Source organism: Streptomyces sp. NRRL S-920, assembly GCF_000717945.1.
GTDB lineage: Bacteria > Actinomycetota > Actinomycetes > Streptomycetales > Streptomycetaceae > Streptomyces > Streptomyces alboniger.
In genome coordinates this window covers 20,385-41,454 of record NZ_JODF01000080.1, presented here as the reverse complement: position 1 = coordinate 41,454, position 21,070 = coordinate 20,385, and the positions used below count along the sequence as shown (strand labels likewise).

The following is a 21,070-nucleotide window of genomic DNA, read 5'->3' as shown; positions in this document are numbered from 1 at the left end:
GACAGCCACCTCCACGTGAACACTGGGGAGTTGGGTGTTGAGGGGGCCCTTGCCTGGATATGGTGCTGGGGCCGAGGAGAAGCGCAGGGTGAGCCGCAGGGGGTGCGCGCATGCCGATCGCCATAGCCGTCACCGGCCCCGACCTCGTGCTGCCCTCACCCGACCGGCACACGCCCTCCGCCGCCGTCCTCCAGTCCGCCGTGCGGCCCCCGAAGGCGTATTCGCTGGACCAGGCGCTCACGGAGATGCACACGCTCATCGAGCACCACGGCTATGTGATCGCCCTGTGCCCCGCCTCGGCGCCCGCGGCCGTCACGCAACGCCTGTACGCGGTCCGCTCGGTCCTGGAGAGCGACCGGATCGCCGTCGTCCGCTCCGACCTGCCGCCGCTCGGCCTCGCCGTGCTCGCCCTCCAGTTACGGCAGTTGTCGGTCTGCGACTTCAGCCCCGGCGTCCTCGCCTCCGCCGCCCGGCTGCTCTCCCACTACATCTACGCGGGCGCCCTGCTCGGCTCCGTCACCAAACTCGACCGCGTCCCCGTCACCCTCCAGTCGCACGCCAAGTCCTGGCTCCCCGGAGCACAGTTCGCCGTCCTCGCCACCCCGCGGCCCGAGCTGGTGAAACTCTCGGGCGACGGCTCGCAGGCGCGGCTTACGGGACCGGCCTTCGGTACGAAGATGCTGTACGCGCCCGGGCAGTTGGCGCCCGTCTGGGTCACCGGGCACCTCGCCCCCGCCTGGCGCTCCCAAGGCGTCGAGGAGGCCCGCCTGCCCGCCGAGTCCGCCCGCTGGTGGGCCACCGGCAAGCTCGTCGAGTTCGCCGCGGCCATCCCGGACATCTCGGTCCTCTACCAGCTCGTGTCATCCGTCCGCCGCGACGACTGCCACTGGTGCGGGCTCGAACTCATCGGCGACCGCTGCGCGTTCTGCGCCGCCCCGCTGCCGCCGCCCGAGGACCGCCCCGGGCGCCCCGTCCGCGCCCTCCTGCCCCGCGGCGCGACCTAGCCGCCCCACCCTCGTACGCGACCCGCGACCGACGACGCGCCACCCCGCTCACTGTCCGTAGCCACCCGCACTCGATCGAGGTAGTCCGGCCCATGAACTCACGCCAGCGCCGCGGCGTCATCCTGCTGGTCCTGTCGGTCCTGTGCGCGTTCGGCGCGTTCGCGGGCGTCCTCTCGGTGATCCGTGACGTGAATGCGAAAGTGGGCCCCGAGGTCACCGCGTACAAGCTCAAAGGGGACATCGCGCCCTACAAGGAGCTGACCGCCGAGCAGTTCGAGAAGGTCGAGATGCCCGAGCGCTGGCTCTCCGACAACGCCGTCACCAACCTCCGCGAGATCCGCGGCAAGATCGCCGTCACCCAGCTCCGCGAGGGCTCGCTGCTCCAGTCCGACATGATCGTCAAGCGGCCCGAACTCGGGCCGGGCCAGCAGGAGATCGCCATCATGATCGACGCGGCGACCGGTGTCGCGGGCAAGATCACGCCCGGCTCGACGGTCAACATCTACGCCACCTTCAAGGGCGAGAGCGACAAGGCGAAGGACCAGTCCAAAGTCATCGTGGAGGGCGCCAAGGTCCTCGACGTCGGCAAGCTGACCCCGCTCGAACCGGACCAGGACGACCGCACGCGCCGCAGGGCCAGCGAGGCCGTGCCGATCACGTTCGCCCTCGGCACGGCGGACGCGCAGCGCGTGGCGTACGCCGAGTCGTTCGCCACGCACGTCCGCCTCGCCCTCATCGGCGCGGGCGGCGACCCGACGGTCCCGCCGCGGGACCGGACGTACACCCTCGACGAGGACAAGTAGGAGGTCTCGCATGGCCACTCGGATCCTGCCCGCCGTGGGGGACATCGAGGCTGCCCGCGCGCGGTCTGTGCGCACCGGCGGGCTGCCGGGCGGGGTGTCGGCTCGGGCCGTGGTGCTCGCGTTCCGTGGGCGGTCGGTTTTTTCGGGTGCGGGCGGGGCTGCGGTGTTGTCGCCGTGTGGTCGGGCGTGCACCTTCGACGAGGACAAGTAGGAGGTCTCGCATGGCCACTCGGATCCTGCCCGCCGTGGGGGACATCGAGGCTGCTCGCGCGTTGTCCACGCTGACCGGGCAGCTGCCCGACGCCGAGCCCTCCCTGCCCGTCGGTGACTCCACCGCGCTGCTCGACACCCTCGCGCGCCTCGCCGCCGAGTCCGTCGACGAGCTGCCGGAAGTCGTCCTCGTCCACGAGCGGATCGGGCCGGCCCCGGCGCTCGACCTCATCCGCGACCTCGTCCTGCGCTTCCCCGCCGTCGGCGTCGTCCTGATCACCGCCGACACCAGCCCGGGCACCCTCACGGCCGCCATGGACTCCGGGGCACGCGGCATCGTCGGCTTCCCCCCCGCCTACGACGCCCTCGCCGAACGCGTCCAAGCCGCCGCGGCCTGGTCCGCAGGCATGCGGCGCCACCTCGGCAGCGGAGGGCTCGAACTGTACGGCGGCGGTACGGGCGGGCCCGGGGCGCCCGGCGGCGCGGGCACCGTCGTCACGGTCAGCGGGGCCAAGGGCGGCGTCGGTACGACCCTGACGGCCGTCCAACTCGCCCTCGCCGCACAGGCGTCGGGCCGCACCACCGCCCTCCTCGACCTCGACCTCCAGTCCGGCGACGTCGCCTCCTACCTGGACGTACAGTTCCGCCGCTCGGTCGTCGACCTCGCCGCCATCACGGACATCACGCCCCGCGTACTCCAGGACGCCGTCTACACCCACGAGAGCGGCATCGGCCTGCTCCTCGCCCCCGCCGAGGGCGAGCGCGGCGAGGAGGTCACCGACCGGGTCGCCCGGCAGATCCTCGGCTCCCTGCGCGCCCGCTACGACGTCGTGGTCGTCGACTGCGGCGCCTACGTCACCGCCGCGAGCGCCACCGCCGTCGAACTCGCCGACCACGCGTTGCTGCTCCTCACCCCCGACGTCGTCGCCGTACGCGCCGCCAAGCGGATGGTGCGGCTGTGGGACCGCCTCCAGATCCGCAAGGCCGAGGAGACCCTCACGGTCGTCAACCGCCACGGCAAGGCCACGGAGATCCAGCCCTCCCTGGTGGAACGCGTCACCGGCACGCGCGTGGCCCGCACCACCGTGCCCGCCGCTTTCAAGGAACTCCAGGCCGCCGTGGACGCGGGCCGCATGCAGGACCTCGACAGCCGCTCCTCGGTGAAACAGGCCCTGTGGGGTCTCGCGGGCGAGCTGGGCCTCATCGACGCGGACAAGGCCGACGCCGGCAAGCGCGGCGGCCTCACCCTGCGGAGGAAGGCGGCCACCGGCGACCGCGGCGCGGTCACCCTCGAATTCGCCGGGATGTTCCCGCTGCTCCTCACGGTCATGGCGATCCTCTGGCAGTGCGCCCTGTACGGCTACACGTACTCCCTCGCCGGGAACGCCGCGGACGAGGCGGCACGGGCGGCCACGGCGGCGTACGCGGCCGGGGAGGGCGAGGCCGGCGCCTGCTCCGCCGCGGCCCAGGAGCACCTGCCCGCCGCCTGGCAGGGCGCGGAGGTCTCCTGCACGGACGAGGGCGCGGTGTGGAAGGCCACCGTGTCGGTGGACGTCCCGGTGTTCTTCCCCGGCTTCGACGCGGGCTGGCACGTCGACGGGAAGGCCGGCGCGGCGAAGGAGGGGGAGGACGGGTGAGGCGGGCTCGCGGGTGGGGTGATCGTGGGTGGGGTGATCGTGGGGGGCCTCGCTGCTGGGGCTACGGCGAGGGGTCTCGCCGGTCGGGCGACTGTGGGGGGCCTCGCTGGTGGGGCGACCGTAAGGGGCCTCGCCGGTCGGGCGACCGTGGGGCGCCTCGTCGGTGGGGATATCCCGGGGTGTTTCGTCGGTGGGGTGGTCGCGGGGGGCCTCGCTGCTGGGGTGATCGTGGGGTGTTCTCGCGCCGGGGTGGCCGCAAGGGGCCTCGCCGCTGGGGCGATCGCGGAGTGCCCGGCCCCTCGTACGACCGCGGAGCACCCCGCCGCTGGGGCAACCGAGGGGCACCCCGCCGCCGGGGCAACCGAGGCGCACCCCGCCGCTGGGGCGACCGCGGGGTATCGATGCTGGAGTTCGCCGGCTTTCTGCCGATCCTGCTCCTCGTCGGCCTCGCCGCCATCCAGCTCGGCCTGGTCGGCTACGCCGCCAACCAGGCGGGGTCCGGCGCCCGCGCGGCGGCCCGCGCGGCCTCGCAGGGCGACTCGGGGGAAGCGGCCGGGGCAGCGGCGATGGACGGCCGCCTGGACTCCTCCGTCGCGGTCGGCTCGGGCGGTGACACGACGACCGCCACGGTCGAGGTCCAAGTACCGACGCTGCTCCCCTTCGTGGACGCGGGCTGGAGCGTCACCAAGGAGGCCACCATGCCCAACGACGACGACGCCGAGTACTGAACCCCGTACCCCTGAAGGAGGTCGAAGGACGCCATGAGCCTGCGCGACCGCGTGGCCCCCGCCCACCAGACCGAGCCGAGCCGCGACGACGGCCTCGTCGCCGTCTACCGCTCCAAGCTCCTGGAGGAGATCGACCTCGCCGAGATGTCGTCGCTCACCGCCGCGGACCGCCGCGTCCGCCTGGAGCGCGTCCTCGGCCACATCATCAGCCGCGAGGGACCCGTCCTCTCCACCTCCGAACGCGCCCAGCTGATCCGCCGCGTCGTGGACGAGGCACTCGGCCTCGGTGTCCTCGAACCGCTCCTCGCCGACACCTCCATCACCGAGATCATGGTCAACGGCCCCGACTCGGTCTTCGTGGAACGCGCCGGCCGCGTGGAACAGCTCCCGCTCCGCTTCGCCTCGAACGACCAGCTCATGCAGACCATCGAACGCATCGTCTCCACGGTCAACCGACGCGTCGACGAGTCGAACCCCATGGTCGACGCCCGCCTGCCCACCGGCGAACGCGTCAACGTCATCATCCCGCCGCTCGCCCTCACCGGCGCCACCCTCACCATCCGCCGCTTCCCCCGCGCCTACACGCTCCCCGAACTGATCGGCCTCGGCTCGCTCGACGAGCACATGCTGATGCTGCTCGCGGCGTTCGTACGCGCCCGCTTCAACCTCATCGTCAGCGGCGGCACGGGCAGCGGCAAGACCACCCTCCTCAACGCCCTCTCCGGTCTCATCCCGGCCCACGAACGCATCATCACCATCGAGGACTCGGCGGAACTCCAGCTCCAACAGGACCACGTCATCCGCCTCGAATCGCGCCCCGCCAACGTCGAGGGCAAGGGCCAGATCACCATCCGCGACCTCGTCCGCAACAGCCTGCGCATGCGCCCCGACCGCATCATCGTCGGCGAGGTCCGCGGCGGCGAGACCCTCGACATGCTCCAGGCCATGTCGACCGGCCACGACGGCTCCCTCGCCACCGTCCACGCGAACACCGCGGAGGACGCCCTGATGCGCCTCCAGACCCTCGGCTCCATGTCGGAGGTCCAGATCCCCTTCGAGGCGCTGAAGGACCAGATCAACTCCGCCGTCGACGTCGTCGTCCAGCTCGCCCGGCACAGCGACGGCTCCCGCAAGGTCTCCGAGATCGTGCTGCTCGTCTCGCACGGCCGCCAGCAGTTCCGCATCGCGCCCGTCACCCGCTTCGTGGCCCAGCCCATCGGCCCCGACCGGGTCGTACGCGGCTGGTTCGAACACCTGCCCCTGCCCCGCGAGATCGCCGACAAGCTGTACGGCGCGGGCGAGCCGGTACCCCCGGCGTACGGCGTGGCGGAGGCGATCGACGCCCTGGACACGAGGGAGGCGATCGGATGACCCGCCCGTCCCCGCGCGAGGAAGGCGGCGCCCGATGAACAACCCCGCGCTGCTCGCCCTGGGCGCCACCATCCTGTGCGGCACGCTCGCCGTCGCGGGCGTCCATTCGTACGCGTCCGGGCGCGCCCAGCGCCAGGCGCTCGTCGACCGGCTGGCGCTCGGCCCCGGCAGCGGGGACGGCGGCCCGCCCGGCCGCGCGCGCCGTTTCGCGGGCGTCGACCGCCGCCTGCGCCGCACGCGCCTCGGCAGGTCGATCCAGCTGCGGCTCTCCTCGACGGGGCTCGACCTGACCGCGGGCGAGTTCTTCACCTATGTCGTCGCGGTCGTGGCGGCGCTCTGGCTGATCGCGGCGGCGACGCTCGCGCCCTTCTTCGGCCCGATCGCGGGCATCGTCGCGATATGGGGCGCGGTCGCCTTCCTCAACTGGCAGCGCCAGAAGCGCATCGAGGCGTTCATCAACCAACTCCCGGACGTGGCCCGCATCCTGGCCAACGCGACAGCGGCCGGGCTGGCCCTGCGTACGTCCCTGGCGATGGCGGCGGAGGAGCTAGAGGCCCCCGCGGGCGAGGAACTGTCCCACGTAGCCGACCAGTTGACGCTCGGCCGCTCGATCGACGACACCCTGGGCGAGCTGGCGGCCCGCCTCCCCTCCCGCGAGCTGATAGTCCTCGTCACGACGCTCGTCCTGTCGAACAAGGCGGGCGGCACGGTGGTGAACTCCCTGCGCAACCTCACCCAGACCCTGGAGGACCGCAAGGAGACCCGGCGCGAGGTCCGCACGATGCTGTCGGAGGTCAACGCGACGGCGTTCACGGTCCCCCTGCTCGGCCTGGGCTCCCTGCTCCTGATCAACTCCTCGAACGAGGGTGCGCTGGAGCGCGTGACCGGCTCCCCGATGGGCCAGACGCTGATCCTGATCTCGCTCGGACTCTATGGGATCGGCTTCTTCGTGATCAGACGCCTCGGAAAGATCGAAGTGTAGGGAGGGAGTTACGTTGATCGCGCTGGCGTTGGCGGCGGTGATGGGCCTTGCGGTGGCGGGCGTCTGCCAGGGCGTCCGGATGTACCGCGCGGAGGCGAAACTCCCCTCCGACCTGGCCGTCGCCCTGGAGGTCGGAGCGACCCGCGTCTCGGCGGCGGGCTCCGCGGTGGACCGCCTGGGCATGCGCTTCGCACCGCTCGTGCTGCGCCTGATGGGCGCGAGGCGGGTCGACGCCAAGCGCCGCCGCATCGACATGGCGGGCAACCCCGGGGGCCTCACGATCGACCGCTACGCGGCGCGGCGCGCGGTCTACGGCGTCTTCGGCGTGGTCCTCGGCCTGGTCTTCCTCACGAACGGCTCCCCGCTCCTCGGCCTGCTGACCCTCGCTTTCGGGGCGACGGCGGCGGACGCCCTGATCTGGCAGGCCATCCGCGAACGCCGCGAGGTCATCGACCGCACCCTGCCGGACTTCCTGGACGTCCTCGCGGTGGTGGTCTCGGCGGGCCTCGGCTTCCGCCAGGCGCTGGACCGGGTCGCGGAACGGTACGAGGGTCCGTGGGCGGACGAACTGCGCATCACCCTGCGCCAGATGGACATGGGCGTCAGCCGCCGCCAGGCCTTCGACGAACTGCGCCGCCGCAACGCGTCGGAGCAGGTCGCCCAGTTCGTCTCCGCGCTCCAGCAGGGCGAGGAACTGGGCTCGCCGATCGCGGACACGCTGATCCAGATCGCGACGGACATGCGCCGCACGGACGCGCAGAACTCCCGCCGCAGGGCGGCGAAAACCATCCCCAAGGCGACGCTGGTGACCCTGGTCTTCATGCTCCCGGCCACGATGATCCTTATCGCGGCGGGCATGTTCCTCGGCTCGGGTTCCGACTTCGGTTCGATTCTGGGGCGCTGACCATGCGCCGTTCAGCACCCGCGCCGACTGCGTCAACCGCGTCAGCTGCGTCAACTTCTCCAACTGTGCGAAACCCCTTCGCGGATGCAATGCGATGTGGGACAGTCGGCTCTGAGTTCACGGTCCGCGGTTCGCGGGAGGGGGCTTCGTGCATGGTGATCTCGAAGAGGGGGAAGGGAATCCGCCAACTTGCGGGCGGGCGCCGCCTGTTAGGGCTTGGGTTGCGCAGAGTGGCTGCCGAAACACGTGTTGTCGCGTACGTTGCCCATGACGACACCGCCGGAGGTTGCGGCCGTCGCGGAATCGGGTGGACGAGAAGGGGCCGTCGTGCTGAAGGAACGCGTGCTCAGAGTCTGGGTCGACTGGACGGTGACGGTGGCATCCCGGGTCCGGGGGAGGGATCGGGATGCGGGGGCGGGGTTTGTGGAGTATGCGGGGCTCATGATTCTTATTGCGGGGATCTTTACGTTGATCGACCAGCTGGGGCTGGACGGCAAGATCTCTCAGGCGATCGGCAACGCGGTCAACGACGTCATTGGCGCCTGACGTTAAGTTGCAGCCGGAATGATCAAGGGCAGACCTTGCCCATCTATATCTGGCTGACAGGTGTCCTGCTCTTTGTCGGCCTCGTCTTTTTCGCCTTCGCTCAAGCGGCGTCGGCACGCAACGGCGCACAATCTGCTGCGGATGCGGCGGCGTTGGCCGCCGCTCAGGACGCCAGAGACGAACTGATGGACGGGCTAGGGCTGGCCATAGGCAACGGGGATGACTGGCTGGACTGGCTTGCTGGGGATGACTTCACCGGCGCGGGGGCCCGAGGTGCTGCTGATGCGCTGGCCGCAGAGAACGATTCCGTCGTCGTCGGATTCGGGCCCGCTGAAGTGAACGGCTACCCAGGTTTCCGCGCGGAGATCGAGACCACGTACACCGTCGGCGATTCGATCATCCCGGGTACGGAATCCAAACACGCCAAGGCCGACGCCACCGCCATCGTTGAGCCGCGATGTGACATCGACCCGTCGGCCGATCCGGAGAAGGCCGTCGAGTTTATTTGCGGCGACGGCGAATCCTTCGAGATCGACCCGGATGACTTCGAACCGGATGATCTACCTGACGCATCCGTCCTCTTCTCTGTCCACCTGGCCGACTGACCGGAGATCGACGAAAGAAGGAAGCGGTAGCGATGAGCATTCGGCGCGCCATGACGACTCGCAGGGCAATGACCGCTGCGGCGATCACGACTGGGCTGGTCCTCACGGTCGCTGGCTGCGGCGGTGGGGGAGAGGGCGACAAGTCGGACAAGAGTGACTCGCCCAGCGCAACCAGCAAGGGGAGTAGCGACAAGGGGGAGTCACAGGCCCCCGATACTCAGAAGACTTTGGCAGAAGTTAAGAGCAATGGCATCACCCTCACCGTCACTTCGGCGAGCCGTGATGAGGGCGGCTTTCTTACCGTCAACGGCAAAGTCACGAACGGCACGTCGGGTATCTGGGTCGGTAGCGAGTGGCGCAGTGATGAGAACGAGCTGAAGAAGAACGGCGGATCCCTGGCGGGGGCAAGCCTGATCGATCAACAAGGCAAGAAGAAGTATCTCGTGCTCAGGGACACTACGGGACGGTGTCTGTGCACCAAGTTTGAAGGCGGCATCAACGAAAGTCAGTCGGTTGATTGGTACGCGCAGTTCCCGGCGCCGCCGGAAGGCACGACCGAGGTGGAGTTCCAGGTACCGACGATGCCCCCCGCCCCCATCAAAATCTCCGAGGGCGAATAACCATGACCCCCCACCCCCTCCGAACCGCCGGCGCCGCCACCCTCACCGCCCTCGCTCTCCTCCTCGGCCCCGCGCCCGCCTGGGCCGACGAAGGGGACCCCAGCTCACCACCCGGCAGCACCACCACCTCCCCGCCCCCCGAGGTCGACTCCAACAGCCCGGGGCTGAAGCTTGCCGACGGGGCCACGCTCGCGCCTGCCAAGGTGCTGGACATCAAGTCCGTCGTCGAGGACCTCGGCGGCGAGGAGCGGCGCGAGGACACCAATACGGACGTGAAGTTCGCGTTGCAGGCCGAGGTCCTCTTCCCCAAGGACAGCGCGAAGCTGAACCCGGAGGCGAACGCCCGGATAAAGGCGATCGCCGAAGAGGCCAAGACGCAGAAGGCCACGGACGTCCGAGTGTTCGGCTTCACGGACAACCTCGGCTCCTACGGCCACGGCAAGAAACTCTCCCGCCAGCGCGCGGAGGCCGTGCACGACGAGCTGGCCGGCCACCTCGGCCCCGAGGTCACGTTCTCCGTACGCGGCTACAGCGAGGACTACCCGATCGCGGACAACGGCTCGGAGGAGGGCCGCAAGAAGAACCGCCGCGTCGAGGTCTCCTTCCCCCGCGGGACGGCGGCCACCGGCACCAACGGCTGACCCCCTCACCGGCCCGGCCGCGGCGCGGCGCGCGCGAAACCCGGATGTGCCGCGCCGCGCCGGATGCCAGGATTGCCCCATGAACGCCCACCCCACCGGCCCCACCACCCCCGCCACCTTCGATGACCTCGTCGCCGAAGCCGAGGCCGCGCCCACCGAAGGATGGGACTTCTCGTGGTTCGAGGGGAGGGCCACCGAGGCGCGGCCCTCGTGGCGGTACGCCGAGGCGATGGCCCGGCGGCTCGCGGAGGCCGCGGCGAGCCTCGACATCCAGACCGGCGGCGGCGAGGTGCTGGCCTCCGCGGCCACCCTGCCGCCGCTCGCCGTCGCCACGGAGGGCTGGCCCGCGAACGTCGCCAAGGCCACCGCCCTCCTGCACCCGCGCGGCGTCGCCGTCGTCGCGTCGCCGGAGGACGCGCCGCTGCCCTTCGCGGACGGCGCCTTCGACCTCGTCACCAGCCGCCACCCGGTGCGGGCCCGCTTCGACGAGATCGCCCGCGTGCTCCGCCCCGGCGGCACGTACTTCGCGCAGCACGTCGGACCCGCCAGCGTCTTCGAGGTCGTCGAGTACTTCCTCGGGCCGCAGCCCGAGGACGTCAGGAACGGCCGCCATCCGGACCGCGAGCGCGCCGAGGCCGAGGCGGCGGGCCTGGAGGTCGTGGACCTGCGGGCCGAACGGCTGCGGATGGAGTTCTTCGACATCGGAGCCGTCGTCCACTTCCTGCGCAAGGTGGTGTGGATGGTCCCCGACTTCAGCGTGGAGAAGTACCGGCCGAGGCTGCGCGAGCTGCACCATCAAATCCAGGCGCAGGGGCCGTTCGTCGCCCACAGCGCCCGCCACCTCTTCGAACTCCGCAAGCCTGTACGGGCGTAGTCTGTACTGTCCTTCTGGTAAGTGACCCAGTGAGCAGAGGAGTTGGCCGTGGCGAAGGAACGAGGGCCGTACGCCTGTGGGCTCGACGCCGCGGTGGATGTCGTCGGCGGCAAGTGGAAGCCGATGATCCTGTGGGCCCTGCACGCGGGCAGGACGCTGCGCTTCGGGGAGCTGAAGCGGCATATCCCCGGCGTCAGCGAGAAGGTGCTGATCCAGCAGCTGCGGGAGCTGGAGTCGGACGGCATCGTGCACCGCGAGGTCTACCGGGAGGTGCCGCCGAAGGTCGAGTACTCCCTGACCGACCTCGGCCAGTCCCTCAACGCGGCGCTGCGGCCCCTGGGATCGTGGGGCGACCAGCACATGCGGCAGATCGTGGCGAGCAAAGAGGGCAAGCCGTCGAACGCCGCCTGACGGGGCGATTGGTAGGGACTGGGGCAAAGCCCCCCTACCGCTCGCACCATGACGTACGGGTCAGAATCGAAGCCTTGATTCCGCATCGTTATCAATACTGGCTCGATCTGCCCCTGAACGTCACGTAAGTTCAGACCAAGGCTAATTCGCGCAAGCAAAGCTGTGCGTGCGGTGCCGTGCGGTGGAGGGGGCCGCGCGGCACCGCGAGCCGTCATCCCGCGTCGTGTACGACGATCCGCGCGCCCCGGCGTACGCCCCACCCCGCCATCGCCCCTGCCGCCGCCTCCAGCACATGCCGGGCGCGGGGCCGCGGCAGCCCGAGGCGGCCCGGACGCATCGTGCGGACGGCCAGCACTCGCAGCTCACGGTCCAGATACGCCACATCAATGGCGAACCGCATCCGCACGGTGTGCACGCTCCTCGCCGGCGTCAGCAGCAGCGCTCCCGTCACACCCGCCCGCCCGAGCAGCCCCCGTCGCCGCGCCCCCGCGGAGTCCGCGATCTCCAGCGGGACCTCCGGAGGGGGCTCGGCGGAGGCCGCCGTCGGGTTCCCCGCCACCCGGCCCTCGGGTCCGATGGCCCTCATCGTCGCCATGCCCGCGAAATTAGCGCTCCGCACACCCGCCGCGTCAAGGACGCGACTCCATTCGGGGTCCCCCATGAGGAGTACTGCCGCGCGCGGCCGAAATCCGCCTCTGAACCCCGTATTCCGCCGGAAGAACGGGGTCTCGCAGTCGTCGCGCGGTCTCGGAGAGTAGTTGTGGAGCGCCAATGCACGCAGCATCACTTACGAAGGGTTATGGTGGAAACCCCCCCTCGGGCCGGTCCGTCTCCCCCCCACGGACCGGCCCGTTTTTTGTGCCCGCGCGCCGGAGCCCGTCGATCAAGGCCGCCGCCCTCCCCGTTATGGTCAGGGACATGTCGAACGATTTCCCCCCGCCGCAGCAGAACCCGCAGGTCACCCCCGAGGCCCACCCCCAGCCCGGCCCCCCGCACAACCCCCAGCCGGGCCTGCCCACTTACCCCGGCCCGGCCCAGGACCCCGCGTACGCCTACGGCCCGGTGGCGCCGCAGCGGATGCCCGGCTCCGTCCGTGCCGCGCGGATCGTCCTCTGGGTGCTCGCCGGCCTCGTCATCATCGGCTCGATAGGGATCGCCGCCACGGGCGACTCGGAGACCGCGGGCGCCGCCCTCGGGGTGAACGTCCTGGTCATGGTGGCCGCCGGCCTGGCCTTCCGGTTCCCGAAGGGGGGCGGCGGTCTCCGCGTGGCCTGCATCGCCCTGATGGCGTTCCACGCCCTGAGCGCGCTCGGCGGGGCGGCGAGCGGCAACCCCGGCGGCCTCGTGCCGCTCCTCGGCGCCATCGCGGTGATCGTCCTGCTGGCCCAGGGGACCGCGGGCGCCTGGTTCAACCGCCCGCGCCCCTAGTACCGCCCCTTCTCAGCCGCGTACCGCCCCTCCCAGCCGCGTACGGCCCTCCTCAGCCGCGCCCGGCCCAGATGTTGGTGCCGGGCGTCGAGACCGCGAACGTGTCGATGGCCGAAAGCTCCGCGTCCGTCAGCTTCGGGCCCGCCAGCGCCGCTACGTTCTCCTCCAGCTGCTTCACGCTGGAGGCGCCGATCAGGGCCGAGGTCATCCGCTCGTCGCGGAGCACCCAGTTGAGGGCGAGCTGGGCGAGCGACTGGCCGCGGGCCGCGGCGATGTCGTTCAGGCCGTTGAGCCGGCGCACGACCTCGTCGCTCAGCAGCTCCGGGTCCAGGGACTTGCCCTGTGTCGCGCGCGAACCCTCCGGAATGCCCTTCAGATACTTATTGGTGAGCAGCCCCTGGGCGAGCGGAACGAAGGAGATGCAGCCCATCCCGGCCCGCTCCAGCGTGTCGAGGAGGTTGTCCTCCTCGGTCCAGCGGTTGATCATCGAGTACGACGGCTGGTGGATGAGCGCCGGCACGCCCATCTCCCGCAGCAGCCGCGCTGCTTCGGCGGTCTGCTCGCTGTTGTACGAGGAGACGCCCACGTAGAGCGCCTTGCCCTGCTGGACCGCGGACGCGAGCGCGCCCATCGTCTCCTCCAGCGGGGTGTCCGGATCGAAGCGGTGCGAGTAGAAGATGTCGACGTAGTCGAGGCCCATCCGCGACAGCGAGGCGTCCAGCGAGGAGAGCAGGTACTTGCGGCTGCCCCACTCGCCGTACGGGCCGGGGTGCATGAGGTAGCCCGCCTTGGTCGAGATGATCAGCTCATCGCGGTACGAGGCGAAATCCTGTGCGAAGAGCTTGCCGAAGTTCAGCTCCGCCGAGCCGGCCGGGGGGCCGTAGTTGTTCGCCAGGTCGAAGTGCGTGACGCCCAGGTCGAAGGCGCGGCGCAGGATCGCGCGCTGCGTGTCCAGGGCCTTGTCGTCACCGAAGTTGTGCCAGAGGCCGAGGGAGACCGCGGGCAGCTTCAGTCCGCTGCGGCCCGTACGCCGGTACTCCATCGAGTCGTAGCGGTCCGCCGCCGCGCGGTACAAAGACGTGTCGTTCATGGGTATGAAGCTACTTCAGCGGCGCCGACCCGACTTCGGTGGGAGGCCCCCGCAGCGGTAGGGTGTCGCCCTCGGGGCTGCCCTACGCGCGCCCCTTGAGGACCGCCATCTGCTGGAGGGGCTGACACACGTGAACCTGCGCGACCTGGTGTACGGACTTTACGCACGCCGGGTGGAAGGCCGCCTCGACCACGACCAGGTGCCCAAGCACATCGGGGTCATCCTCGACGGCAACCGCCGCTGGGCGAAGGCGTCCGGCGGCACCACCGCACAGGGCCACCAGGCGGGCGCGCACAAGATCGAGGAGTTCCTCGGCTGGTGCGCCGAGACCGACGTCGAGGTCGTCACGCTGTGGATGCTCTCCACCGACAACCTCGACCGGCCCGAGGAGGAGCTGACTCCGCTCCTCGGCATCATCGAGGCCACCGTCCGCTCGCTCGTCGCCGACGGCCGCTGGCGCGTGCACCACGTCGGCGCCCTCGACCTGCTGCCCGCCCGCACCCAGGCCGTCCTGAAGGAAGCCGAACAGGCCACCCACGCCAACACCGGGATACTGGTCAACGTCGCGGTCGGCTACGGCGGCCGCCAGGAGATCGCCGACGCGGTGCGCTCGCTGCTCCTGGACCACGCCGACAAGGGCACCAGCCTGGAGGAGATCGCGGAGAGCGTCGACATCGACCTCATCTCCAAGCACCTCTACACCAGCGGCCAGCCCGACCCCGACCTGGTGATCCGCACGAGTGGCGAACAGCGCCTGTCGGGCTTCATGCTCTGGCAGTCCGCTCACTCCGAGTACTACTTCTGCGAAGTCTTCTGGCCGGCCTTCCGGAAGGTCGACTTCCTGCGTGCGCTGCGCGATTACGCGGCCCGCCACCGCCGCTACGGCGGCTGACACCCGTACGCCCCTGAGGTCGGGGTCACCCGGAGTTAACCAACGCGTCGTCATATGCCCTGGCATGGCTGCGCTTGTTCGAGGGAATAAGCCTTCCAGGTCGACGTCCTAGCAGTACCCGAAAGGGACGTCGTATCTCAGCGGACGCCATGAGGCCGTCCGCCCGGGAGGCCCTTTGCACCAGGACGACCGTGTGAGCAGCGCGGGCGACGTGGAGGGCCGGCGCTCGGCCCGCGCATCGCGGCCGCGCCGGGCCTGGATCACACCCGCCGGCCCGCCCGGAATCCCTCCCGTCGCTCCCCGACCTCATCCGAGGGGGTACGTCCTTCCGTGGTGACCAGCACAAAGCGCCGCATGCCCGACAGGCGCACCTATGTTCTCGACACCAGCGTCCTGCTGGCCGATCCGAACGCCCTGACCCGCTTCGACGAGCACGAAGTCGTGCTGCCCGTCGTCGTGGTGACGGAGCTGGAGGCCAAGCGGCACCATCCGGAGCTGGGCTACTTCGCCCGGCAGGCGCTGCGCCTGCTGGACGACTTCCGCATCCGGCACGGCCGGCTGGACGCCCCGATCCCGATCGGGGACCTGGGCGGCTCGCTGCGCGTCGAGCTCAACCACTCCGATCCCGGCGTGCTCCCGGCCGGCTACCGGTTGGGGGACAACGACTCCCGCATCCTCGCCGTGGCCCGAAACCTCCAGGCCGAGGGGTACGACGTCACGGTCGTCTCCAAGGACCTGCCGCTCAGAATCAAGGCGTCGTCCGTCGGGCTCCTCGCCGAGGAGTACCGCGCGGAGCTGGCCATCACGGACTCCGGCTGGACCGGCATGTCCGAACTGACCCTCTCCGGCGAGCAGGTCGACCTCCTCTTCGAGGAAGACCACCTGTACGTCCCCGAGGCGGCGGAACTGCCCGTGCACACCGGCCTGACCATCCAGTCCGAGCGGGGCAAGGCGCTGGGCCGCGTCACGGCCGAGGGCAACGTCCGTCTCGTACGCGGTGATCGGGAGGCCTTCGGCATCAAGGGGAGGAGCGCCGAACAGCGGATCGCCCTCGATCTGCTCCTCGACCCGGACATCGGGATCGTCTCGATGGGCGGGCGCGCGGGAACCGGCAAGTCGGCGCTCGCGCTCTGCGCGGGCCTGGAGGCCGTCCTGGAGCGCAGGCAGCACCAGAAGGTGATGGTCTTCCGGCCGTTGTACGCGGTCGGCGGGCAGGAGCTGGGCTACCTCCCCGGCACCGAGGCCGAGAAGATGGGCCCCTGGGCGCAGGCCGTCTTCGACACGCTCGGTTCGGTGGCGGGCAAAGAGGTCATCGAGGAGATCACCGCGCGCGGGATGCTGGAGGTCCTGCCGCTCACCCACATCCGCGGGCGCTCACTGCACGACGCGTTCGTGATCGTGGACGAGGCCCAATCCCTGGAGCGGAACGTCCTGCTGACCGTTCTGTCCAGGATCGGGGCGAACTCCCGTGTCGTCCTCACCCATGACGTCGCCCAGCGCGACAACCTCCGCGTGGGGCGGTACGACGGAGTGGTCGCTGTGGTCGAGAAGCTGAAGGGGCATCCGCTCTTCGCCCACGTCACCCTCACCCGGTCCGAGCGCTCGCAGATCGCCGCCCTGGTGACCGAAATGCTGGAGGACGGCCACATCTGAGTCAGTTCACGGCGTATACGCGGTAGTTGGCGCCGCCCGGCGAAGCGAAGGAGCCTAGCCGGGCGGCGTCGTCGTGCGCGCCTCTTTCCGGAAAACTCCTGGGACAAACGGCGTGTGAGCTTTCCCACGCAACGGAGAATTGCCTTGCGGTGTCGAGCTGGGGCAGAGTCTGGGTCCTGTCAGGCCCCGCATGCGACACACGTGTACCCCCAGCGGTACGAAACCCCAGAACTTCATAGTGGCCGTCGCATGCCGCCCGAGCACCACGCGGCGCTCCCCACGCGGGAGTTGTCCACCGGGCCCGCGCCTCCCGTGACCGATCGCAAGCGGAGGCCAGCGCCAGGGGCACGATTGCGTCCGCGAGGTCACCTATGCGGGCGATGCTGGAAGGAAACCGTGTGAGCCGGATTTCGGTCCGGGGATTCGCCGTGGCATCCGCCACCGCGGTCACCACCGTCGGAGCTGTCGTGGGTGTCGCCTCGGGCAACGCCCAGCCCTCGAACACGAACGACTTCGAGGCAGCGGCAAGCGACGCGACGCTTCTCGCAGAGATCCCCGCGGGTCAGCAGGCCCAGGTCCAGACCGCGTCCCTGACGCAGCAGGCCGACGCGCAGGCCCTGGCCGCCGACACCGCCGCCAAGAAGACCGCCGCGGAGGAGGCCCGCAAGCAGGCCGCCGCCTCGGCTATCGAGAAGCAGAAGGCCGCGGAGAAGGCCGAGAAGGCGGAGGCGGCCCAGAAGGCCGCCGCGAAGAAGGAGCGCGAGGAGAAGGCCGAGACCAAGGCCAGCCGCTCCTCCACCCGCGACGCCGGCAGCTTCAAGCCCCAGGGCTCCTACACGGTCGCTCAGGTCCAGGCGATGGCGCGGCAGATGGTGCCCGCCGGCCAGTTCCAGTGCTTCAGCAACATCGTCAACCACGAGTCCACGTGGAACTACAAGGCCACCAACGCCTCTTCCGGCGCGTACGGCCTCGTCCAGGCGCTGCCCGCGTCCAAGATGGCCTCGGCGGGCGCCGACTGGCAGACCAACCCGGCCACGCAGATCAAGTGGGGCCTGAACTACATGAACGACCGCTACGGCAGCCCGTGCGGCGCCTGGGACTTCTGGCAGGCGAACAACTGGTACTAGGCCGCTTGCGGCCCTACCGCGCTCAACCTCGTCAGACCCCCCACCGTCCTTCGGTGGGGGGTCTGTCCCGTGTACGGTCGGTGCGAAAGCTCCAGGGGGGAGTGGTGGGGAAAGACGGGGGTAGAGGACGGATCATGTCGCGAGTGCCAGGGTGGATCGGTCGGCTCGGCGCCGGACTGAGCGAGATGGGCGAGCGGTTGAACGAGAAGCGTCGCGAAGAGGACGCCGACTCGGACACCGATGAGTCGAACGACCCCGCCAACGCGGAGCAGGAGCACGTGCCGCCGCCGCCCGCGTACGCGCCGGACGTGGCGGCCAGGCCCGATCCCGTGGCGGCCCTGCCGTGGGGGATGCGGGTCCGCGCGGCCTCGCGACGGCGGTCACCGCGATCCTCGGCTTCGTCATCATGGGCCTGGTCGGCTGGTTCGTGGTCTGGCAGGTCATGGAGAACGCCGACGAACTCTCGGGGCAGGTCCAGGACGGCATCGAGGACCTGCGCAAGTGGCTGCTCAACAGCCCCTTCCACGTGACCGAGGACCAGATCAACGACATCGCCAAGAGCCTGCGCGAAGCCGTCGGTGCCAACACCGAGGAGCTGACGTCCGCCGGCCTGGAAGGCGTGACGGTCATCGTCGAGACGCTGACCGGCATGCTGCTCGCGATGTTCTCGACGCTCTTCCTGCTGTACGACGGCAAGCGCATCTGGCAGTGGTTCCTGAAGCTGGTGCCGGCGAACGCCCGGCCCGGCATCGCCGGCGCGGGCCCCCGGGCCTGGCGCACGCTCACCGCCTATGTGCGCGGCACGGTGATAGTGGCCATGATCGACGCCATCTTCATCGGCCTCGGCATCTACTTCCTCGGCGTGCCGATGGCCGTGCCGCTGGCCGTCATCATCTTCCTGGCCTCGTTCGTGCCGCTGGTCGGCGCCGTGGTCTCCGGAGCCCTCGCGGTGGTCGTCGCGCTGGTCACGCAGGGCGTGTTCACGGCCGTGATGGCGCTGGCCGTGGTCCTCGCCGTGCAGCAGATCGAGGGGCACATCCTCCAGCCGTTCATCCTCGGCCGCGCGGTGCGGGTACATCCGCTGGCCGTGATCCTGTCCGTCGCCGCGGGCGGCATGGTCGCCGGGATCGGCGGGGCGGTCGTGGCGGTGCCGCTGGTCGCCGTCACCAACTCGGTCGTCGGCTATCTGCGGTCGTACTCCCGCGAGGCGGCGCTGAAGAAGCGGGCGCCGCTGCCGCCGGGGTCCGCGGCGGTGGAGGCCGCCGAGGAGAAGGCCGCCGGTCAGGCTTGATATGCGAGTGGCCCGGCCCGAAACCTTGAGGGTTTCGGGCCGGGCCACTCGTATGAGGAGCTACGCGAGGACGTCCTCGGAGTCCAGCGTGACGCCGACAGCCTGGATGACCGCGGCGATCTTGACGGCCTCCTGGATGACCTCACGGTCGACACCGGCCTTGCGCAGGACCTGCTCGTGCGAGTCCAGGCACTGGCCGCAGCCGTTGATCGCGGAGACCGCGAGGGACCACAGCTCGAAGTCGACCTTCTCGACACCCGGGTTGCCGATGACGTTCATCCGCAGACCGGCGCGCATCGTCCCGTACTCCGGGTCGGAGAGCAGGTGACGCGTGCGGTAGAAGACGTTGTTCATCGCCATGATGGCGGCGGCCGACTTGGCGGCCGTGTACGCCTCGGGGGAGAGGTTCGCCTTGGCCTCGGGCTCCAGCTCGCGCAGCACCTTCGGGGAGCGGGACGCGATGGCGCAGGCCAGCACGGTGCCCCACAGCTGCTGCTGCGGCAGGTCGCTGTTGCCGATGACCGAGCCGAGGTTCAGCTTCAGGTCCTTGGCGTAGTCCGGTACGGCGGACTTCAGTTCGTCGAGTGCCATGTCAAAGGCTCCTGTTCACTCGCCGGAGAGCAGCGCGACCGGGTCGAGGGTCTCGTCGCCCTTGGTCCAGTTGCAGGGGCACAGCTCGTCGGTCTGGAGGGCGTCGAGGACCCGGAGGACCTCCTTGGGGTTACGGCCCACGGAACCGGCGGTCACCATCGTGAACTGGATCTCGTTGTTCTGGTCGACGATGAAGACGGCGCGCTGCGCGAAGCCGTCCTCGCCCTCGATGCCGAGCGCGCGCATCAGCTCGTGCTTCGAGTCGGCCAGCATCGGGAAGGGCAGGTCGGTCAGGTCCGGGTGGTCCTTGCGCCAGGCGTGGTGCACGAACTCGGAGTCACCGGAGAAGCCGAGGATCTGGGCGTCACGGTCGGCGAACTCGTCGTTCAGCTTGCCGAAGGCCGCGATCTCGGTCGGGCACACGAAGGTGAAGTCCTTGGGCCACGCGAAGACGATCTTCCACTTGCCCTCGTAGGTCTTGTGGTTGATCTGCTCGAACTCCTTGCCCTGCTCCAGGGAGACACAGGCGGTCAGGTCGAACTCGGGGAACTTGTCACCGACAGTGAGCACGCATACTCCTTGCGACGAAGAAAATCCCTTTTGGGGATTTTCCTGCGGGGTTGGACTGATGACGATGGTGGCACAGGGTGCATTGATTAGGGAAATAGCTAGAGTGGGTCATGTTGATCGGAGGTAGTTATCAGTGCGAGCCATAAATAGGGGCAAGCAGAGCAACGGCAAGCAGCCCAGCCTGGCGCAGCTGCGCGCCTTCGCCGCGGTGGCCGAGCATCTGCACTTCAGGGACGCCGCCGCCGCGATCGGGATGAGCCAGCCCGCCCTGTCGGGTGCCGTGGCCGCGCTGGAGGAGGCACTGGGTGTCCAGCTCCTGGAGCGCACCACGCGCAAGGTGCTGCTCTCCCCGGCCGGCGAGCGTCTCGCCGTGCGGGTCAGGGCGGTCCTCGGCGAGGTCGAGGCGCTCCTGGAGGAGGCGGACGCCGTCAAGGCGCCGTTCACCGGGGCGCTGCGGCTCGGCGTGATCCCGACCGTCGCGCCCTATCTGCTGCCGACGCTGATCACGCTGGTCCACGAAACCTACCCGGACCTGGACCTCCAGGTACACGAGGAGCAGACGTCCTCGCTCCTGGAGGGGCTCGCGGCGGGGCGGCTCGACCTGCTGCTGCTCGCGGTGCCGCTCGGCATGCCGGGGGTGACCGAGCTGCCGCTGTTCGACGAGGACTTCGTACTCGTCACGCCCCTCGACCACTGGCTCGGCGGCCGCGAGGGCATCCCGCGCGAGGCCCTCAAGGAGCTGAACCTGCTGCTGCTCGACGAGGGGCACTGCCTGCGCGACCAGGCCCTGGACATCTGCCGCGAGGCGGGCCGCGCGGACGCCCCGGTGACCACGACCGCCGCCGGACTCTCCACCCTCGTCCAGCTGGTCGCGGGCGGTCTCGGCGTGACACTGCTGCCGCGCACCGCCGTGCGCGTGGAGACCAGCCGCAGCAACCAGCTGCTCACCGGGTACTTCGCGGACCCGGCGCCGACCCGGCGGATCGCGCTCGCGATGCGGACCGGTGCGGCGCGGGCGGCCGAGTACGAGGAGCTGGCCGAGGCGCTGCGGGGGGCGGTGCGGCCGCTGCCGGTGCGGGTGGTGTGAACCCG

The 21,070-nt window shown here is 70.2% G+C and carries 22 protein-coding genes and 1 pseudogene; 19 read left to right on the top strand and 4 right to left on the bottom strand.

Annotated elements, in window-relative coordinates; genetic code table 11:
* The first annotated feature begins 110 nt into the window (after positions 1-110).
* The 13 genes from IG54_RS0133820 (at position 111) to IG54_RS0133755 (ending at position 11,336) form a co-directional block, all read left to right on the top strand.
* Positions 111-1,004, top strand: coding sequence for a hypothetical protein (locus IG54_RS0133820; protein ID WP_030793745.1), 894 nt, complete (start codon positions 111-113; stop codon positions 1,002-1,004).
* Between the two features lie 92 nt (positions 1,005-1,096).
* On the top strand, positions 1,097-1,807 hold the full coding sequence (cpaB, locus tag IG54_RS0133815; protein WP_030793742.1) for a Flp pilus assembly protein CpaB: 711 nt from the start codon (positions 1,097-1,099) through the stop codon (positions 1,805-1,807).
* 221 nt (positions 1,808-2,028) lie between these two features.
* On the top strand, positions 2,029-3,654 hold the full coding sequence (locus IG54_RS0133805; protein ID WP_030793735.1) for an AAA family ATPase: 1,626 nt from the start codon (positions 2,029-2,031) through the stop codon (positions 3,652-3,654).
* A gap of 401 nt (positions 3,655-4,055) precedes the next feature.
* Complete coding sequence (locus tag IG54_RS0133800) at positions 4,056-4,382, top strand: TadE/TadG family type IV pilus assembly protein (protein WP_030793732.1); 327 nt, start codon at positions 4,056-4,058, stop codon at positions 4,380-4,382.
* Positions 4,383-4,415: 33 nt separating this feature from the next.
* Positions 4,416-5,753, top strand: coding sequence for a CpaF family protein (locus IG54_RS0133795; RefSeq protein WP_030793729.1), 1,338 nt, complete (start codon positions 4,416-4,418; stop codon positions 5,751-5,753).
* A gap of 34 nt (positions 5,754-5,787) precedes the next feature.
* Positions 5,788-6,735, top strand: coding sequence for a type II secretion system F family protein (locus tag IG54_RS0133790; protein ID WP_030793726.1), 948 nt, complete (start codon positions 5,788-5,790; stop codon positions 6,733-6,735).
* Between the two features lie 13 nt (positions 6,736-6,748).
* Positions 6,749-7,639, top strand: a complete 891-nt coding sequence (locus IG54_RS0133785; RefSeq protein WP_030793724.1) for a DUF5936 domain-containing protein — start codon at positions 6,749-6,751, stop codon at positions 7,637-7,639.
* Between the two features lie 342 nt (positions 7,640-7,981).
* Positions 7,982-8,185: a hypothetical protein gene (locus IG54_RS0133780; protein WP_030793722.1), complete on the top strand. Its 204-nt coding sequence runs from the start codon at positions 7,982-7,984 to the stop codon at positions 8,183-8,185.
* A gap of 35 nt (positions 8,186-8,220) precedes the next feature.
* Positions 8,221-8,790 (top strand): pilus assembly protein TadG-related protein, encoded by a 570-nt coding sequence (locus tag IG54_RS0133775; protein ID WP_030793719.1) that lies wholly within the window; start codon positions 8,221-8,223, stop codon positions 8,788-8,790.
* Positions 8,791-8,822: 32 nt separating this feature from the next.
* Positions 8,823-9,410, top strand: a complete 588-nt coding sequence (locus IG54_RS0133770; RefSeq protein WP_030793716.1) for a hypothetical protein — start codon at positions 8,823-8,825, stop codon at positions 9,408-9,410.
* Between the two features lie 2 nt (positions 9,411-9,412).
* Entirely contained in the window at positions 9,413-10,051 is a 639-nt protein-coding gene (locus IG54_RS0133765) for an OmpA family protein (RefSeq protein ID WP_030793713.1), read from the top strand.
* A 79-nt stretch (positions 10,052-10,130) separates the two neighbouring features.
* Positions 10,131-10,925 carry a class I SAM-dependent methyltransferase gene (locus IG54_RS0133760; protein WP_030793709.1) on the top strand — a complete coding sequence of 265 codons (795 nt, stop codon included), beginning with the start codon at positions 10,131-10,133 and terminating at the stop codon, positions 10,923-10,925.
* 48 nt (positions 10,926-10,973) lie between these two features.
* Positions 10,974-11,336 (top strand): winged helix-turn-helix transcriptional regulator, encoded by a 363-nt coding sequence (locus IG54_RS0133755; RefSeq protein ID WP_030793706.1) that lies wholly within the window; start codon positions 10,974-10,976, stop codon positions 11,334-11,336.
* A gap of 211 nt (positions 11,337-11,547) precedes the next feature.
* Here the strand turns inward: IG54_RS0133755 and IG54_RS0133750 are convergent, their stop codons facing one another.
* On the bottom strand, positions 11,548-11,922 hold the full coding sequence (locus IG54_RS0133750) for a DUF192 domain-containing protein (RefSeq protein ID WP_199809628.1): 375 nt from the start codon (positions 11,920-11,922) through the stop codon (positions 11,548-11,550).
* 332 nt (positions 11,923-12,254) lie between these two features.
* Between IG54_RS0133750 and IG54_RS39510 the strand changes: the two genes are divergently transcribed.
* Positions 12,255-12,764 carry a hypothetical protein gene (locus tag IG54_RS39510; RefSeq protein WP_158708979.1) on the top strand — a complete coding sequence of 170 codons (510 nt, stop codon included), beginning with the start codon at positions 12,255-12,257 and terminating at the stop codon, positions 12,762-12,764.
* Positions 12,765-12,816: 52 nt separating this feature from the next.
* Here IG54_RS39510 and mgrA read toward each other — a convergent pair whose 3' ends face one another.
* Entirely contained in the window at positions 12,817-13,854 is a 1,038-nt protein-coding gene (gene mgrA / locus IG54_RS0133740; protein WP_030793696.1) for an L-glyceraldehyde 3-phosphate reductase, read from the bottom strand.
* A 130-nt stretch (positions 13,855-13,984) separates the two neighbouring features.
* Between mgrA and IG54_RS0133735 the strand changes: the two genes are divergently transcribed.
* The 4 genes and pseudogenes from IG54_RS0133735 (at position 13,985) to IG54_RS38580 (ending at position 18,817) form a co-directional block, all read left to right on the top strand.
* Positions 13,985-14,746 carry an isoprenyl transferase gene (locus IG54_RS0133735; protein WP_030793693.1) on the top strand — a complete coding sequence of 254 codons (762 nt, stop codon included), beginning with the start codon at positions 13,985-13,987 and terminating at the stop codon, positions 14,744-14,746.
* Positions 14,747-15,076: 330 nt separating this feature from the next.
* Entirely contained in the window at positions 15,077-16,399 is a 1,323-nt protein-coding gene (locus tag IG54_RS0133730) for a PhoH family protein (RefSeq protein WP_030793690.1), read from the top strand.
* 380 nt (positions 16,400-16,779) lie between these two features.
* Positions 16,780-17,526 (top strand): lytic transglycosylase domain-containing protein, encoded by a 747-nt coding sequence (locus IG54_RS0133725; RefSeq protein ID WP_199809626.1) that lies wholly within the window; start codon positions 16,780-16,782, stop codon positions 17,524-17,526.
* A gap of 134 nt (positions 17,527-17,660) precedes the next feature.
* A pseudogene (locus tag IG54_RS38580) lies at positions 17,661-18,817 on the top strand (AI-2E family transporter).
* Between the two features lie 60 nt (positions 18,818-18,877).
* Here IG54_RS38580 and IG54_RS0133715 read toward each other — a convergent pair.
* A complete protein-coding gene (locus IG54_RS0133715; protein WP_030793685.1) occupies positions 18,878-19,408 on the bottom strand; it encodes an alkyl hydroperoxide reductase in 531 nt (176 codons plus the stop codon).
* Between the two features lie 15 nt (positions 19,409-19,423).
* A complete protein-coding gene (locus IG54_RS0133710) occupies positions 19,424-19,978 on the bottom strand; it encodes a peroxiredoxin (RefSeq protein ID WP_030793682.1) in 555 nt (184 codons plus the stop codon).
* A gap of 133 nt (positions 19,979-20,111) precedes the next feature.
* Here IG54_RS0133710 and IG54_RS0133705 point away from each other — a divergent pair, with 133 nt between their 5' ends.
* Positions 20,112-21,065: a LysR substrate-binding domain-containing protein gene (locus IG54_RS0133705; protein ID WP_420712309.1), complete on the top strand. Its 954-nt coding sequence runs from the start codon at positions 20,112-20,114 to the stop codon at positions 21,063-21,065.
* The last annotated feature ends 5 nt before the right edge of the window (positions 21,066-21,070 follow it).